Raw genomic sequence first — 16,289 nt, forward strand, 5'->3', positions numbered from 1 at the left:
TTCGGGCCCATCATTTCGTGACACTGTCAGTCCCTTCTCGAAAATGCCGACGGACAATTCCGATCCTTCCACGACCGTCCGTCGAAGGGGTCAGCGTGACGCGAGATACGCGGCAAACGCTTCCTCGCTCGAATATTCGGGGACGTATCCGAACTGTTCCTTGAGCCGCCGATTGTCGAGAACCGGTCGGTACTGGAGAAATCCGACGCGCTCCGGACCGTGTTCCGTTACGCCCAATCGCCGTCCGACGCGTAGAACGCCTCGCAACAACCATGCAGGAAGCGTCACCGTGCTCTTGCCCATCCGGGAAGCCAACTCGTCGACGGTCAACGAGCCGTCGCCCGCGACATTGAAGATGCCCACTTGGTTTCCGGTCACGGCCTCCGCAAAAGCGCCCGCGACATCGGTGTGCCAGACGAAGACGAAGGGGCTGTCGCTCCCGGCAACCTTGAGCAGCTTGCGGCGATCGAACAACGCGGTGATCTGATTGTCGACGCTCTCACCCAAGACCGTGCCGATCCGGAAGACAACCTGTTCCAACTCCGGGTGTTCGACGCGATATTCGGCGAGCATCTCTTCGACCAGGCGTTTGTGGCGACTGTATGTGAATTCGTCGTTGCCTCGGACAGGTACGTCCTCGGTGATCCACGGTGGGCTGTCGGAGTGGTAGCCGTACGCCGCTCCGGACGAAGACACGACGATCCGTCCAACCCCGTGTTCGACGCAGGCCGCGAGCACGTTTCGTGTCCCGTCGACGTCGACGCGGTACTCCTGCTCTGCTGTCGTGTTCTTGCCGGGATTCACGATGGACGCAAGGTGGATCACGACGTTCGGTCGGTACTGACCGAACACCCGCCCCAATTCTGTGGGGTCGCAGACGTCCGCCCTGACGCGGCGGATGCGATCGTCCGGCGTGTCCTTGACCGTGAGGTCGACACAGACGACGGTGATGCCCTGCGCGATCAGTGCGTCGATGACAGCGGTACCCAGGAACCCGTTTCCGCCCGTGACGAGTGCGACGGTCATGCCGGTACCGCCTTTCGGGCGCGTCGCTTGGACCAGATCGTCGCCAGAGCCAACCCGGCGATGATGTCCCAGATCCCCCACCAGCCGGCCACGACGGCCATGCCACCGAGACCGTCGAAGAACGTGAACACCAGGCCAAGCCCCAGCCCCGCATTGCGGATGCCGACCTCGAAAGAAACTGCGCGACGGCTGTATTCGTTCAACCCGGTGACGGCGCCGCAGAAGTATCCCAGTGCGAGGGCAACCGTGTCGTGCAGGAAGACCGCGAGCAGTACCACCCCGATGTAGTCGACGAAGTACGACGCGTTCCCCGACACCCCCGCGACGATGAAGATCAACAACGCCACCAACGAACCGTTTTTCACCCAAGGCTGCGCTTTCGCGGCGATCTCCGGAAACCTTCGTGCCGCCCAGATGCCGAGAACGAACGGCACACCGATGATCAGGGCGATTTGCGCGACCATCTCGAGCGCATTCAGGTTCACGGACTGCAACAGAGCGTCGGTCTCCGGGCGTCGGCTCCCCCAGAACGCAAGATTGAGCGGCATAAGGAAGATCGCGAGGACGTTCGACACCGCCGTCATGGACACCGAGAGTGCGACGTCGCCGCCCGCCCGGTGAGTCAGGACGTTCGAGATGTTCCCTGGCGGGCAGCACGCCACCAGGATCATGCCGAGTGCTACCGACGGAGCCGGCGAGAGAATCAGCGTCAGGAGAAAAGTCACTGCCGGCAACAGCAGGAACTGCGCAGCAATACCCACCGCCATCGCCTTGGGTTTGGTGAGCGCACGACGAAAGTCGTCTACCGAGGTGTCGAGGGCGATCCCCAGCATGATCGCGGCCAGCACCACGTTGAGGATCATCAACGATCCCGGGTTGAAGTTGAGCACCACGTCGTCGATCGGCATCACTGTCCTCCCTTCGTCAGAGCGGCATCAAGCAGTCCGATGTGTCGCTTGATCGCCGATCGGTAGGCGTCCTTGTTCACGTAGTAGGCCATTCGTCCCAACTTCAGGTACTTGTATCCCCCGGACAGATCGGGAGGAGGACCGGCCGCCGCCGCCGAGAATTCCCGCGCCGCGGCGGGGGCTTCGGTACGTGCGGTGATCAATTTGGCCACCAACTCGGCCTGCTCGAAACGGCCCTGCCATCCGAGACCGGATGCTTCGACCATGCCGAGAACAAAGAGATTGTCGTGGCGGCGACTCGCGACGTTGAGGAACAGGTCCGGGGCAGCGCCCGACCAGTCCAAGTCCTCGCGCGCGATGAAGGGATAGTCGAGGTGATACCCCGTGGCGCAGAGAACGAGGTCGTAGTCGGCAGACGATCCGTCGACAAACCGCACCGTCCTCCCCTCGAACCGGTCGACGTCGGCGCGCACGTGCACATCACCGTGCCCGATGTGGTGCAGGATCAACGAGTTCACGACCGGATGCGATTCGTAGATCTTGTAGTCCGGTGCCGGAAATCCGAACCGCACCGGATCACCCGTGAACTGCTTGAGTACCAAGGTGTCGACGCGTTGTTTGATCCACGGCGGCAACGGCTTTCCCTGATTCAAGGTGTCCGAGGGTCGGCCGAACAGATACTTGGGGACGAAGTAGTAGCCTCGCCGAACGCTCAGGTCGACGCACCCGGCCTGGTGGACGGCATCGACGGCGATGTCGCATCCACTGTTGCCCGCCCCGATGACCAGTACCTTCTTCCCGCGGAAGATCTCGGCGCTGCGGTACTGGCTCGTGTGCATCAACGTGCCGGTGAAGTCGCCCCGGAAAGTCGGCATGTTCGGCTTCGACAGCGTTCCGTTCGCGATGATCACGCCTCGATACCGCGCGACTGTTGTCTCACCGCTGCGACTGCGCGTGGTGACCTGCCACAGCGAATCGACCGGCGAAACGTCGGCGACGGTAGTGCCGAAGGCAAAGTGCCTGCGAAGATCGTGAGTATCGGCGTAGTCGCGGAAATAATCGGCAAGTTCGACGTGGCTCGGGTAGTCGGCCACCGAATCCGCCATCGGGAACTCCGCGAATGCGGTGGTGCCCTTCGAAGAGATGAGGTGCGCCGACTCGTAGACGGTGCTGTGCGGGTTGTCGATGTCCCAGAGCCCACCGACGTCGTCGTGGCTCTCGAAGCCGTCGAACGCTATCCCGGCCCGATCGAGGTTTCGCGCGCCGGCCAATCCAGACGGGCCCGCTCCGATCAGCGCGTACTTCTCCTCTGTGATCATCCGTCGAGCGTCGCAGATAGTCCGAATCTTGCAGCAATATGCCGGATAATGACGTTATGAGTGCACCAGATGCCGGCAACGGTCGCAGGATAGATGAAATCGATCTGAGGATAATCAATGCGCTCCAGCTCGCACCGCGATCGAAGTGGCTTTCGTTGGCCGAACCACTCGAACTCGACGCCGCGACTCTCGCCCGTCGTTGGAATCGACTCTCCGAATCGTCGTTGGCCTGGGTCACGGTCACTCCAGGGCCACAGGTGCTGGGCAGCATCGTCACAGCGACCATCGAAATCGATTGCTCACCTGCTCTTCTCGACACCATCGCGGCACGGCTGACTCGCTCGGCCCACGCCGTGACCATCGAAGCATCAACGGGCAGAGCAGATCTGCTCGTCACAGCCGGTACCGCGGATCTGGCGTCGATGTCGCGCTTCATCTCGGAAGACGTCGCAACGATCGACGGTGTACTGGCGACACGAACCTCGATCATCACACGCTGGTTCACCGAAGGTGGGCGATGGAGACTCAATGCGCTGGCACCGTCCGAGAAGGGTGTGCTGACCACCAGCGAAAACCGTCCTGCCGTGCGCGCTCGGCCGACCGGGATATCCGAACAGGATCGCAAGGTTCTGACGAAGCTCGCTTACGACGGGCGCACTCCCATGAAGGAACTGGCCGACGCGATCGGTGTCAGTCCCGCTGCGTGCAAACGCCAGATCGACCGGCTCACGTCTTCGGGGTTGGTGGCGCTGCGGTGTGAATTTGCCCGGCCGCTGGCCGGCATTCCCGTGCTCGCCACACTGTGGTGCCGCGTCGAACCCGAGCTTCTCGATACGGCAGGACGAGTGCTGAGCCGAGCGCCGGAAGTCCGAAACTGCTTCGCTGTGGTCGGCGCCGACAACCTGGTGGTTCAGTTGTGGCTGCATTCTCCTGCAGAACTCGATGCATTCGAAACTCGTCTGCGCAAGGAGATTCCGGGTCTTTGCGTCACGGAACGATCCATCGTGCTGTATCTGCGCAAACTGCTCGGCCACGTGCTCGACCAGCAAGGGCGACGGACGGACACCGTTGCGCCAGATGTGTGGCTTTCCGATTCACCTCAGTCGAAAAGCCGATAACACGACAGAGCCCACGACCACCGGCAACGGTCGTGGGCTCTGTGATCAGTTGAGGAAATCAGCCACGCATCTGCGCACCGACAGCCTTGGAAGCCGCCTCCACTGCTGCATCGCGCGCGGCACTGGCCTCGTCCTCGGTCAGCGTCCGGTCGACACCACGGAATCGCAACGCGAACGCGAGCGACTTGCGGCCTTCACCGACCTGCTCGCCCTCGAAGACGTCGAAGAGGCGGATGTCTTCGAGAAGCTCACCGCCGCCGGAACGCAGAGCTTCCTGCACCTTGGCTGCCGGAATGTCGCGATCGACAACAACTGCCACGTCCTGGAGCACTGCGGGGAAGGGCGAAATGCGCGGCGCCGGCAGGTTCTCGACCAACGGCAAAGCGTCGAGGTCGATCTCCAGTGCACAAGTGCGCGCAGGCAATCCCGCACGCTCGAGAACAGCCGGATGCAGTTCGCCCGCATGACCGACTACGTTGCCGTCAACGACAACCTCGGCGCAACGGCCGGGATGCCACGGCAGGTACTGCGCCGCACGCAGTTCCACCTCGACGCCTGCTGCAGCTGCAATGACCCGCACGGCTGCAAAAGTGTCCGAAGCCTCGGCCTGACGGCCAGGACCCCAGGGGCCGCTCGGCTCACGCAAACCACTCAACACTGCAGCGATGTGCACCGGCTGTGCCGGCAACGACGCGATCAGGTTCGCGATCTGCTCGTCCGTCGGGCGACGATCCACCGGCAATGCATCCACCGGTTCGGTGTCAGGGCCCGGCAGGACGACCTGCGCGATGCCGTACAGCGACAGATCACGCTGACCGCGAGAAGCGTTGCGAGCCAGGATCTCCAGCAGACCCGGGAGCAGCGTGGTCGCCAACTCCGGACGATCGGCTTCGAGCGGGTTGAGGACCTTGCTGGTGTTGCGGCGCGGATCATCCGCGTCGAGGCCCCAGACGTCGAAGACGTTCGTCGGCAGGAAGACCGGAGGAAGGACCTCGATGTAACCGGCGTGAGCCACGGCCTTCGAGACCGTGCGCTTTCGCCGCTGCGACGGAGTCAACCCACGTCCGGCCGGAGCGGCGGGAAGCACAGACGGGATCTGCTCGAGACCTTCGAGGCGAAGAACTTCCTCGACGAGGTCCGCAGGCTGCACCAGGTCCGGACGCCACGACGGCGGCGTCGCGACCAACTGGCCGTGTCCCTCTTCGCTGACGCCGACCTCGACGTTGCAGCCAACCTGGGTGAGGCGGCGAGCTGCGGTGCCGTTGGGGTACGTGACTCCGGCGACACGGTCGGGCAGGTCGATATCCATGCGAATGGCAGCGCGAGGGGCGACATCGCCCACGTCGGTCAGGACCGGTTCGATCCGTCCGCCGGCAATCTCGACCAGCAGAGCGGCTGCGCGGTCGACGGCCGCGAGCGGAATCGCCGGATCGACGACGCGCTCGAAACGCTTGCTCGCCTCACTCGGCAGCTTGTGCCGGCGCGCCGTCTTGAAGACTGCGAGCGGATCCCAAGTAGCTCCTTCGAGGAGGATGTCCGTCGTTGCCGTTCCCACCTCGGTGGTTGCGCCGCCCATGACGGCAGCCAGCGAGATGACTCCGGAATCGTCGGCGATGACAACGTCTTCGGGATCGAGCGTGCGTTCGACGTCGTCGAGCGTCGTCAGCTTCTCCCCCGCCTTGGCGCGACGGACCACCAGGTCGCCCTGCACTGCGGTCGCATCGAACGCGTGCAGAGGCTGACCGAGTTCGAGCATCACGTAGTTGGTGACGTCGACGGCCGGCGAGATCGGGCGAACACCCGAGAGCAGAAGTCGACGCTGCAGCCACCACGGGCTCACTGCCTGCGGATCGATACCCGTGATCTTCCGCATCACGAAACGCGAAGCCTTGGACTCCGGTTCGAGGCGCACCGGCCAGGCTTCACCCTCAGCCGGGTGCGCGGGAACCGAAGCAGGATCGGCGTATTCGAGATCGAAGCCGCACGCGAGCTCTCGCGTGAGACCGCGGACCGAGAAGCAGTAGCCACGGTCCGGGGTGATGTTCAGTTCGATGATCGTGTCACCGAGACCGAGCAACTCGTTGCCATCTGCGCCGGGTTCGGCGGTACCAGGCTCGAGCACCAAGATGCCCGAATGGTCTTTGCCGATACCGAGTTCCGAGACGGAGCAGATCATGCCGTCGGACACCTGGCCGTACGTCTTGCGAGTGGCGATTTCGAATCCGCCGGGCAGCACCGCGCCGGGCAACGCAACGACGACGAGGTCACCCTCGTTGAAATTGCGCGCGCCACAGACGATGCCACGGGGCTCGGGTTCGCCGACCTCGACCTGGCAGAAGCGGATCGGCTTCTTGAACTCGGTCAGTTCGGTGATGGAGACGACCTTGCCGACGACCAACGGGCCGTCGATCGCCTCGAGTGTGTCGAGTTCCTCGACTTCGAGTCCCACCCGGACGAACCCGGCGTCCAGCTCTTCCGGGGTCACCTCCCAGTCCGGAGTTGCCCGCTGCAGGATCTCGGTCAGCCAGGATTGCGCTACTCGCACGTCTGCTCAGCTCTCTCGTTTGTCGATAAGTCTTTGTGAAGGTTCCGCGGACCGGATCGGTCAGCCTGCGACACCGAAGGGCAGCGTGAAACGCACGTCACCCTCGACGATGTCGCGCATGTCCGGGATACCGTTGCGGAACTGCAGGGTCCGCTCGAGGCCCATGCCGAATGCGAAACCCGAGTACTCGTCGGGATCGATACCGCTGGCGCGCAGAACGTTCGGGTTGACCATGCCGCAGCCGCCCCACTCGACCCAGCCTGCGCCGCCCTTCTTGTTCGCGAACCAGACATCGACCTCGGCCGACGGTTCCGTGAACGGGAAGTAGTTGGGGCGCATACGGGTACGCGTCTCGGGGCCGAAAAGGGCACGAGCGAACGCGTCGAGAGTCCCGCGCAGGTTGGCCATGGTCAGGCCCTTGTCGACGGCCAGGCCTTCGACCTGCGAGAAGACAGGCGTGTGGGTCGCATCGAGTTCATCGGTGCGGAACGTGCGGCCCGGGCACACCACGTAGATCGGTACCTCACGCGAGAGCATGGTGCGGACCTGCACCGGCGAGGTGTGGGTACGCAGCACCTGGCGCGAGTTCTCGGGTGCCAGGTGGAAGGTGTCCTGCATCGTGCGGGCAGGGTGATCCGGCAAGAAGTTGAGCGCGTCGAAGTTGAAGTGCTCGGTCTCCACCTCCGGACCCTCGGCAACTTCCCAACCCATCGCGACGAATACGTCGGCGACCTGCTCGGAAATCAGGCTGATCGGGTGACGCGCCCCGACGGGGTGACGATCGGAAGGCAGAGTGACGTCGATTGCCTCGGCAACCAACACCGCGGCGTCACGCTCGGCGAGGAGGACCTCACGACGAGCGTCGTACGCGTTGTTGATCCGAGTGCGGAAGATGTTGACGCGCTTACCGGCGTCCGCCTTTTCCTTGCCCGGAAGGCTGCCGAGTCCCCGGCGAGCGAGGGCGATCGGGGACTTGTCCCCCAGGTGCTCCACCTTGACGTGCGCCAGCGCATCCAGGTCAGCGGCGTCCGCCAGCGCCTTCTCGGCGTTCTCAGCCGCAGCGGTCAACGCCTCTTCGGTGAGTACACTCGCGTCGACCTCCGGCGGTGTCGCGCCCTCATTTTTGGCCACGGCTGTGACGCTCCTGTCGCTTCTCGGTTTACTTCTCGTACTGCGTGCTTCTTGTACTGCTTACTTCTTGTACTGCGAGCGAGCTTTCGAACTCGCTCGAGCATTGTCTCTGCTCTTGTATTGTCTCAGGCTTCCGCAAATGGGATTCCGTGAGGTCTTCGCGTGCGTTTTCAGCCGTGATCGGTGGCGCGATTTTGCACCCGCGCGCTTGCGTACAGGCAAATTGCCGCCGCTGTCGCGAGGTTCAAGCTTTCGGCGCGGCCATGGATCGGAATCCTGACCCGATGATCAGCCTGCGCGGCGATCGCCGGATCGAGACCGTGCGCTTCGTTACCGAACAGCCAGGCCGTCGGCTTGCCCAGCAACTCGTCGGCCTCGTCGAGATCGACCTCGCCGTCAGCTGCAGTCGCGAGAATCTGAATGCCGGCTGCGCGAATCTGCTCGATCACCGACACTGTGTCTCGATCGCGGACGACTGGCAGGTGAAACAGGCTGCCCGCCGACGAACGAACGACCTTGCCGTTATGCGGATCGACGCTGTCGCCGGCGAGGATTGCCGCATCGGCACCCACTGCGTCGGCGATGCGAATGACGGTGCCCGCGTTACCTGGTTCGTTGACCTCGACCGGCACTGCGAGCAGGCAGGTCTCCTGATGGACGGCTGCGCTCAGCGGTACATCCAGTAGATCGCTGACGGCAACGAGACCGGGCGGCGTGACGGTATCGCTCAGAGCTTTGATTGCTCGATCGGTCACAAGAGCAACACGAACTCCAGCGGTCAGCGCCCGATCGATGACGTGCTGATAGCGCTCGGCTGCGTCCTCGGTGTAGAAGAGGTCGTGTACCGGGCGGGCCTCGCCATTCGAGAGTGCACCGTTCAACAGTTCGGTGACCGAGTTCTCGCCCTCGACGAGGAAACGTCCTGCTTTGCGTCGTTCTGCTGTGCGCAGGAGCTTGACAGCAGAAACGACCCGCGGAGTCCGCTCGGTGAGCGGGTCCACGGGCCGTTGCTGTGATGCGTGAATCAGGCTGCTTCTCCGGCAGGAGCGTTCACGTCAGCCGGCAAAGCGGCCTTCGCGAGTGCGACCAGGCCGGCAAAGGCCTCGGCATCGGAGACAGCGAGCTCGGCCAGGATCTTGCGGTCGACGTCGACCTCTGCCAGACGCAGGCCCTGGATGAGGCGGTTGTACGTGATGTCGTTTGCACGAGCTGCAGCGTTGATACGCGTGATCCACAGCTTGCGGAACTCGCCCTTGCGCGCACGACGGTCGCGGTACGCGTAGGTGAGCGAGTGGAACTGCTGCTCCTTGGCCTTGGTGTACAGACGCGAACGCTGTCCACGGTAGCCGCTGGATGCAGCAAGAATTGAACGACGCTTCTTCTGGGCGTTGACCGCCCTCTTTACGCGTGCCACTTGAAAAATCCTGTCAATCTAGGGGCTGAAAGTGCGGCCCCGGGTGGTCAGTAAGGGGGCGACTCAGATGCCGAGCATGCGCTTGATGCGCGGAGCGTCGTCAGGGCTGACAACAGCGACACCGTCGAGACGACGGGTAACCCTGCTGGACTTGTGCTCGAGAAGGTGGCGACGGCCGGCCTTCTGGCGCATGAGCTTTCCGCTGCCGGACACCTTGAATCGCTTCGAGGCGCCGCTGTGGCTCTTCATCTTGGGCATGGAGTCCTCAGTTCTTGTTACGTGGTGGATCTTGGGAAATCGACTAGCTGGCCGGAGCCTCGGGAGCGGCATCGCCGGTCGCCGGTGCTTCCGGAGCTGCTTCACTGGAAGCCGGTGCGGCCGGAGCCGGACGCGGAGCAGCCTGAGCCACTGGCGCCTGAGCGCTCTCCTGCGCCTTGACACGAGTCTTGGCGCCCTTGTGCGGTGCCAGGACCATCGTCATGTTTCGGCCGTCCTGCTTTGCCGAGGTTTCGACGAATCCGAGATCTGCGACGTCTGCTCCCAGACGCTGCAGAAGGCGGTAGCCGAGTTCGGGGCGTGACTGCTCACGTCCGCGGAACATGATCGTGACCTTGACCTTGGAACCGGCTTCGAGGAAGCGAACGACGTTGCGCTTCTTGGTCTCGTAGTCGTGGTCGTCGATCTTGGGTCGGAGCTTCTGCTCCTTGATGACCGTCAGCTGCTGGTTCTTACGTGACTCACGTGCCTTCTGTGCAGCCTCGTACTTGAACTTGCCGTAGTCCATGATCTTGCAGACCGGTGGACGGGCGTCAGGAGCTACCTCGACCAGGTCGAGGTCGGCCTCAAGGGCCAAGCGGAGTGCATCTTCAACACGCACGATGCCTACCTGTTCGCCGCCAGGTCCGACCAAACGAACCTCGGGAACGCGGATACGATCGTTGATGCGGGTCTCAGTGCTGATGGGGCCTCCTAGGTTGAACGGTGCGGTCTTCATGACCGCACGCAGCCCGTACCGCCCGCACCCCAACAAAAAAGCCCCGCTGTGATGATTGCTCATCCGCGGGGCCCGATGTCGACCGATCACATAAGATCCAGCTCACGCCGAAACCTATCTCCTCGACTGAGCGAGGAACCTGACGAAGAATGATCTCCGATAACAGGTGACCGGAACCACTGAACTGCAGTTTCACCTGCCGCGCAGAGGTGGGAGTCGGACTCCACTTGCTGCCCCCGAACAAGTCGGAGGCGGTCGTTGCAACAAGAGTAACAGGTCGCCACAGATGAAAGAAATCGGTGCCGCTCCCAGTGCTGCCGGGAGAGGCCCGATTCAACACCGTCACGGCCTGATGGAATCCTTACATCCATGAGTGAGAACTTCGAGGCAGAACAGAACACCGACGGCGCGAACCCCGACGTCCGCGAACTCTCCGAAGTTCCCGCGGTCGAGGTCATCAGCCGCGCTGCAGTGATGCTGATGAGTTCAGCTGCCGAAAAACTCGGCCTCTCCGACGCCGATCCGTCTTCCAGCCCCTACCTGGACCTCGACGAAGCGCGTCGCGTCATCACGGCACTTGCCGGACTCGTGACTGCGTCGGTCGAATACCTCGGCCCTCATGCCGGACCCATCCGTGAAGGCCTCCAAGCCCTGCAGCGCGCATTCCGTGAGGCGTCCTCGCACCCGGACGAGCCAGGAAAGGGACCGGGCGAGAAGTTCACCGGTCCGGTCTACTGAGTTGGCAACCGCCAACAAGACTCAACCGACGCCCGAGGACGTCGACGCATTCATTTCACGCGTCGACGACCGCAAACGCGCCGACGCCGTGGAGCTGATCTCCCTGCTGTCGGCCGCAACCGGCGAGCCTGCTGTCATGTGGGGCTCGAGCATCATCGGATTCGGGGCACGGCACTACCGATATGCGAGTGGCCACGAAGGTGACACCCCACTGATCGGATTCTCCCCCAGGGCCACCGCGCTCACGTTGTACTTGTCGCTGAACTTCGACGACTTCACCGACACGCTCGCTCGCCTCGGCAAGCACAAAATCGGCAAGGGCTGCCTGTACGTCAAACGGCTGAGCGACGTCGATATGACGGCCCTGACCGAACTGATCACGGATTCCGTTGCCGCAGCCCGCAACATGATCGACTGAGTCACTCACCTACGGGAAGAAACAGGCCGAGCGTCTTCGGGCGGTTGCCCGAAGACGGTCGAATCGCGTGGTGTGAAGTGATCGTTCGTCAGCGTGGCCCGACGCATTCGATCAAGTCGAAACCACCGCACGGCGTCGCGCTCGCGACACCAGCCGATGAGAAACCACTGACCACGGTCCTGCGCCAGAATGTGCGGCTCAACTGCCCGCACCGTCTCCGCACCGTCCCCATCCACGTAGTGCAACGACACGACGCGACTCTGCTCGAGACCCTGCTCGACGGCCTGCCGGTTCGCGCGCGAATCCGTCAGAGCCCCGCCGTCACCGCGAATCCACACGCGGCCACCGAGCTCCGCGACCTTGCGACGACTCTCCTCGTCCATCACATCGAGCAGTTTCGCCAGCGCTGCTCGCCCATCCGGCGCAAACGGAGCATCACCCATCGCCGTCAAGGCCAATGCGATCGAAACTGCTTGCGGAACAGTGAAATTCACCGGCGGTAGCGTAGCGCGACCTACGAGTCGGTAACCACCCCCGGGGCCTGAGCGCGCTTCGATCGCCGCACCCGACATCATCAGCGTCTCGATATCCCTCTTGATCGTCCGGGTGGTGACACCGAATTCCTCGGACAATCGGGAGCACGTAGTCCCTCGATCACCCTGTCGCCGAAGTTCCTCGACGAGAGCATGCAATCTCGCAGCTCGATTCACGTTCACCAGTGTCTCAGATTCCGATACCAAACGGTGACATAATTGGTGACACTCTGTTGTCACCAACCCGGGTGCACTGTGAGTACATGAAAACTCACATCGTTCTTGTTCCCGGATTCTGGCTCGGTTCATGGGCTTGGGATGCAGTACTCCCACACCTCGAACGTTCCGACACCCGCGTGACCAGCCTGACACTGCCCGGGCTCGACGCAGTAGACACAGATCGATCAGCGGTCACCTTCGACGCTCACGTCCGTGCAGTCGTCGACGCCGTATCGGACTCCGACGAGCGCACGGTCTTGGTCGTACACAGCGGCGCCGGCCCGGTGGGGTACGCCGTCACCGATCGCATCCCGGATCGCGTCGCTCGGATCGTCTACGTCGACTCGGGCCCCATGCCCGACGGCGCGGCGCTGCGACCGGATCTGGCCGCTGACGTCGTCGAGATACCGCTGCCGACGTGGGCAGAACTTGAAGCAGACGGCAGCAGCCTCGAAGGACTCGACGAGAAGGCTCTCGAGGCGTTTCGCGCCAACGCCGTCCCCGAACCGGCCGGGCCGGCGCGTGAGCCGATTGTCCTGACGAACGAAAAGCGCTACCAGGTGCCGTCAACCGTCGTTTGCAGCACGTTCCCGTCCGCGGTGATTGCCCAGATGGCCGACGGAGGTCATCCGATGGCCGCCGAACTGGCGAAACTCCCCGTGACGTACGTCGACCTCCCGACCGGCCATTGGCCGATGTGGTCGCGCCCCGAAGACGTCGCCCAGGTGATCCTCGAGGCCGCCGCTTCCTGATCGACAAAGCAGTGATGCCGGATCGGATTCCGACCCGGCATCACTGACCGACTTCTACTTGCTCACCTTCTACTAGCTCACGGAAGCAGCTTTCTTCCGTGGCGCCGCCTTCTTTGCGGCAACTGCCTTCGTTGCACGCTTCTTGGTGATCGGCTTGGCCTTGACCGGCGCGTGCTGTGCGGTGAGAACCTCACTGAGGAACTTGCCCGTGTAGCTCTCGGGGACCGCGGCAACGTCCTCCGGGGTACCTTGCGCCACAACGGTTCCGCCGCCGGATCCACCTTCGGGCCCCATGTCGACGACCCAGTCCGACGTCTTGATCACGTCGAGGTTGTGCTCGATCACGATCACGCTGTTGCCCTTGTCCACCAGACCGTTGATCACGATCAGGAGCTTGCGGATGTCCTCGAAATGCAGACCCGTGGTGGGCTCGTCGAGGATGTACACCGTGCGACCGGTGGACCGCTTCTGCAATTCGGCGGCGAGCTTGACGCGCTGCGCTTCACCACCGGACAGAGTCGGAGCCGGCTGACCCAGTCGGACATAGCCCAGGCCGACGTCGACCAGCGTCTTGAGGTACCGGTGAATTGAGGTGACCGGCTGGAAGAACTCGGCTGCTTCCTCGATAGGCATGTCGAGTACCTCGGCGATCGACTTGCCCTTGTAGTGGACCTCGAGCGTTTCGCGGTTGTACCGGGCGCCGTGGCATACCTCGCAGGGCACGTACACGTCCGGCAGGAAATTCATCTCGATCTTCAGCGTTCCGTCGCCGGAGCACGCCTCGCAGCGTCCGCCCTTGACGTTGAACGAGAATCGGCCGGGCTGGTAACCGCGGACTTTCGCTTCCGTGGTGGCCGCGAACAGGGTTCGGATCTTGTCGAACACGCCGGTGTACGTCGCCGCGTTCGATCGTGGAGTCCGGCCGATCGGAGACTGATCGACCTGCACGAGCTTGTCCAGCTGATCGAGACCGTTGATTCGTGTGTGACGCCCAGGTACCTGGCGTGCACCGTTGAGCTTGTTCGCCATGACGGTCGCGAGAATGTCGTTGACCAACGTCGACTTGCCCGAACCGGAGACACCGGTGACAGCGGTGAGAACACCCAGCGGGAAACTCACGTCGATGCCGTCGAGATTGTGCTCGCGAGCTCCGACGACCGTGACCTGGCGTTTGCGGTCCACCGGTCGACGAATGGCCGGAACCTCGATGAAGCTACGACCTGACAGGTAGGCGCCGGTCAGAGATTCTTCACACGTCAGCAGTTCTTCGTATGGCCCGCTGTGGACGACCTTGCCGCCGTGCTCGCCGGCGTACGGTCCGATGTCGACTACCCAGTCGGACGTGCGGATCGTGTCTTCGTCGTGCTCGACGACGATCAGCGTGTTGCCGAGGTCGCGCAAGCGCGTCAGGGTTTCGATCAGTCGTCGATTGTCACGCTGATGCAGGCCGATGGACGGCTCGTCGAGTACATACAGCACGCCGACGAGTCCGGAACCGATCTGCGTTGCCAAGCGGATTCGCTGGGCCTCGCCACCGGACAACGTGCCAGCGGCACGCGAGAGGGAAAGGTATTCCAAGCCGACGTCGAGCAGGAACCCGAGTCGTGCCTGAACTTCCTTGAGGACCTGACCCGCAATCGCCTCTTCGCGCGAGCCGAGAGTGAGGCTGTTCAAGAAGTCCGCGCAATCGGAGATCGACAGTTCACAGACCTCGGCGATGGACTTACTGCCGAAGTCCCCAGCCGCGATAGTTACCGACAGGATTTCCGGGCGCAGGCGAGCACCACCACACGCCGGGCACGGGGTGTCGCGCATGTACCCGTCGTACCGTTCCTTCATCTGATCCGATTCGGTCTGCTCGAGCCGGCGATGCAGGAACGGCATCACACCTTCGAACTCCGCGTAGTAAGAACGGGTACGGCCGTACCGGTTCTTGTACCGGACGTGAACCTGCTCCTCGCTGCCTTCGAGGATTGCTTTACGGGCCTTCGCCGGCAACTTGTTCCACGGCGTCTTCATGTCGAATCCGAGAATGTCGCCGAGGCCGGACAGCAAACGTCCGAAGTACTCCGAACTCTGGCCCATCGACCACGGCGCGATTGCTCCGTCTTCGAGACTCAGGTCGGGATCGGGAACCACCAGATCCGGGTCGACCTCCTTGCGGATACCGAGGCCGGTGCATTCCGGGCAGGCGCCGTAGGGCGAGTTGAAGGAGAACGAGCGCGGTTCGAGATCGTCGATCGCGAGTGCGTGGCCATTCGGGCAGGCCAACTTCTCGGAGAAACGACGCTCACGATCAGGTGCATTTTCTTCACGGTCGACGAAGTCGAGGACCACGATGCCTTCAGCCAAGCGAAGTGCGGTCTCGACGGAGTCGGTCAGGCGCTGCTTCGAACTCGCCTTGACCTGCAATCGGTCGACCACTACTTCGATGTCGTGCTTTTCCTGCTTCTTGAGCTTCGGCGGATCGGCCAGCGAATGGACGACACCGTCGACGCGCACTCGCGAGTAGCCCTGGGTGTTGAGCTGATCGAAGAGATCGACGAACTCGCCCTTACGAGTACGGACCACTGGTGCGAGGACCTGGAACTTGATGCCCTCCTCCATCTCGAGCACCTGGTCGACGATCTGCTGGGGCGTCTGACGTGCGATCTTCTCACCACACACCGGGCAGTGCGCCGAACCCGCGCGGGCATAGAGAAGTCGGAGGTAATCGTAGACCTCGGTAATGGTGCCCACCGTCGAACGGGGGTTGCGGTTGGTCGACTTCTGGTCGATCGACACCGCAGGAGACAATCCCTCGATGAAGTCCACATCCGGCTTGTCCATCTGACCGAGGAACTGACGCGCGTATGCCGAGAGCGACTCGACGTAGCGGCGCTGACCTTCGGCGAAGATCGTGTCGAACGCGAGGCTGGACTTGCCGGAGCCGGACAACCCGGTGAAGACGATCAGGCTGTCTCGCGGGAGGTCGAGATCGACTCCTCGCAGATTGTGCTCACGCGCACCCCGCACGATCAGGCGATCCGCCACACCAATTCCCTTCATTGTCAATCGTCCGGGGCCGTCCCCCCGGAGAAGTCTCGAGTGGCCTCGCAAACGCGAGTCCTCGAGCGATCGTCATCGTAGGCCGAGCCACCGACACGTTTTTCTCACCAGGCGAGCCCATCGCTC

The 16,289-nt window shown here is 62.9% G+C and carries 15 protein-coding genes; 4 read left to right on the top strand and 11 right to left on the bottom strand.

The window, feature by feature from the left end; translation table 11 throughout:
- Positions 1–90 precede the first annotated feature (90 nt).
- From M1L53_RS24785 to M1L53_RS24795, 3 genes are read right to left on the bottom strand one after another with little or no spacing between them, the layout of a single operon-like run.
- Positions 91–1,026 carry an SDR family oxidoreductase gene (locus M1L53_RS24785; protein ID WP_054187402.1) on the bottom strand — a complete coding sequence of 312 codons (936 nt, stop codon included), beginning with the start codon at positions 1,024–1,026 and terminating at the stop codon, positions 91–93.
- Positions 1,023–1,934: a bile acid:sodium symporter family protein gene (locus tag M1L53_RS24790; RefSeq protein WP_042450555.1), complete on the bottom strand. Its 912-nt coding sequence runs from the start codon at positions 1,932–1,934 to the stop codon at positions 1,023–1,025. The genes M1L53_RS24785 and M1L53_RS24790 overlap by 4 nt, the downstream gene beginning before the upstream one ends.
- Positions 1,934–3,253, bottom strand: a complete 1,320-nt coding sequence (locus tag M1L53_RS24795; RefSeq protein WP_054187403.1) for an NAD(P)/FAD-dependent oxidoreductase — start codon at positions 3,251–3,253, stop codon at positions 1,934–1,936. The genes M1L53_RS24790 and M1L53_RS24795 overlap by 1 nt, the downstream gene beginning before the upstream one ends.
- Positions 3,254–3,309: 56 nt before the next feature.
- Between M1L53_RS24795 and M1L53_RS24800 the strand changes: the two genes are divergently transcribed.
- Complete coding sequence (locus M1L53_RS24800) at positions 3,310–4,371, top strand: Lrp/AsnC family transcriptional regulator (RefSeq protein WP_054187404.1); 1,062 nt, start codon at positions 3,310–3,312, stop codon at positions 4,369–4,371.
- 58 nt (positions 4,372–4,429) lie between these two features.
- On the opposite strand, the gene pheT is transcribed toward M1L53_RS24800, so the two are convergent.
- The 6 genes from pheT to infC all read right to left on the bottom strand — a co-directional run bounded on the left by pheT (position 4,430) and on the right by infC (position 10,455).
- Positions 4,430–6,916, bottom strand: coding sequence for a phenylalanine--tRNA ligase subunit beta (pheT, locus tag M1L53_RS24805; protein ID WP_054187405.1), 2,487 nt, complete (start codon positions 6,914–6,916; stop codon positions 4,430–4,432).
- Positions 6,917–6,976: 60 nt separating this feature from the next.
- Entirely contained in the window at positions 6,977–8,047 is a 1,071-nt protein-coding gene (gene pheS / locus M1L53_RS24810; protein ID WP_003944109.1) for a phenylalanine--tRNA ligase subunit alpha, read from the bottom strand.
- Between the two features lie 170 nt (positions 8,048–8,217).
- A complete protein-coding gene (locus tag M1L53_RS24815) occupies positions 8,218–9,048 on the bottom strand; it encodes an RNA methyltransferase (protein ID WP_054187406.1) in 831 nt (276 codons plus the stop codon).
- Positions 9,049–9,071: 23 nt separating this feature from the next.
- Positions 9,072–9,461: a 50S ribosomal protein L20 gene (gene rplT / locus M1L53_RS24820; RefSeq protein ID WP_261949276.1), complete on the bottom strand. Its 390-nt coding sequence runs from the start codon at positions 9,459–9,461 to the stop codon at positions 9,072–9,074.
- A gap of 63 nt (positions 9,462–9,524) precedes the next feature.
- Positions 9,525–9,719: a 50S ribosomal protein L35 gene (gene rpmI, locus M1L53_RS24825; protein ID WP_003944043.1), complete on the bottom strand. Its 195-nt coding sequence runs from the start codon at positions 9,717–9,719 to the stop codon at positions 9,525–9,527.
- Between the two features lie 43 nt (positions 9,720–9,762).
- Complete coding sequence (gene infC, locus M1L53_RS24830) at positions 9,763–10,455, bottom strand: translation initiation factor IF-3 (RefSeq protein WP_003944008.1); 693 nt, start codon at positions 10,453–10,455, stop codon at positions 9,763–9,765.
- A 369-nt stretch (positions 10,456–10,824) separates the two neighbouring features.
- Here infC and M1L53_RS24835 point away from each other — a divergent pair, with 369 nt between their 5' ends.
- Together M1L53_RS24835 and M1L53_RS24840 are read left to right on the top strand one after the other, a co-directional pair.
- Positions 10,825–11,193: a DUF1844 domain-containing protein gene (locus M1L53_RS24835; RefSeq protein ID WP_007736262.1), complete on the top strand. Its 369-nt coding sequence runs from the start codon at positions 10,825–10,827 to the stop codon at positions 11,191–11,193.
- A 1-nt stretch (position 11,194) separates the two neighbouring features.
- The gene (locus M1L53_RS24840; protein WP_054187407.1) at positions 11,195–11,611 is read left to right on the top strand and encodes a DUF1801 domain-containing protein; all 417 of its coding nucleotides are present in this window, start codon (positions 11,195–11,197) and stop codon (positions 11,609–11,611) included.
- Between the two features lie 5 nt (positions 11,612–11,616).
- On the opposite strand, the gene M1L53_RS24845 is transcribed toward M1L53_RS24840, so the two are convergent.
- On the bottom strand, positions 11,617–12,327 hold the full coding sequence (locus tag M1L53_RS24845) for a YafY family protein (RefSeq protein ID WP_054187408.1): 711 nt from the start codon (positions 12,325–12,327) through the stop codon (positions 11,617–11,619).
- Between the two features lie 80 nt (positions 12,328–12,407).
- Here M1L53_RS24845 and M1L53_RS24850 point away from each other — a divergent pair, with 80 nt between their 5' ends.
- The gene (locus M1L53_RS24850; protein WP_054187409.1) at positions 12,408–13,115 is read left to right on the top strand and encodes an alpha/beta fold hydrolase; all 708 of its coding nucleotides are present in this window, start codon (positions 12,408–12,410) and stop codon (positions 13,113–13,115) included.
- Between the two features lie 72 nt (positions 13,116–13,187).
- Here the strand turns inward: M1L53_RS24850 and uvrA are convergent, their stop codons facing one another.
- Positions 13,188–16,148, bottom strand: coding sequence for an excinuclease ABC subunit UvrA (gene uvrA, locus M1L53_RS24855; protein ID WP_024487477.1), 2,961 nt, complete (start codon positions 16,146–16,148; stop codon positions 13,188–13,190).
- Positions 16,149–16,289: the final 141 nt, after the last annotated feature.

Origin of the sequence: Rhodococcus sp. T9N, from assembly GCF_024436645.1 — a bacterium.
GTDB lineage: Bacteria > Actinomycetota > Actinomycetes > Mycobacteriales > Mycobacteriaceae > Rhodococcus_F > Rhodococcus_F qingshengii.

Bases quoted from the DNA above. Each gene is read 5' to 3' on its own strand.
- M1L53_RS24850 (WP_054187409.1), top strand. From the start codon at position 12,408: ATGAAAACTCACATCGTTCTTGTTCCCGGATTCTGGCTCGGTTCATGG.
- M1L53_RS24800 (WP_054187404.1), top strand. From the start codon at position 3,310: ATGAGTGCACCAGATGCCGGCAACGGTCGCAGGATAGATGAAATCGAT.
- M1L53_RS24795 (WP_054187403.1), bottom strand. From the start codon at position 3,253: ATGATCACAGAGGAGAAGTACGCGCTGATCGGAGCGGGCCCGTCTGGA.
- M1L53_RS24785 (WP_054187402.1), bottom strand. From the start codon at position 1,026: ATGACCGTCGCACTCGTCACGGGCGGAAACGGGTTCCTGGGTACCGCT.
- infC (WP_003944008.1), bottom strand. From the start codon at position 10,455: ATGAAGACCGCACCGTTCAACCTAGGAGGCCCCATCAGCACTGAGACC.
- M1L53_RS24790 (WP_042450555.1), bottom strand. From the start codon at position 1,934: ATGCCGATCGACGACGTGGTGCTCAACTTCAACCCGGGATCGTTGATG.
- rpmI (WP_003944043.1), bottom strand. From the start codon at position 9,719: ATGCCCAAGATGAAGAGCCACAGCGGCGCCTCGAAGCGATTCAAGGTG.
- M1L53_RS24835 (WP_007736262.1), top strand. From the start codon at position 10,825: ATGAGTGAGAACTTCGAGGCAGAACAGAACACCGACGGCGCGAACCCC.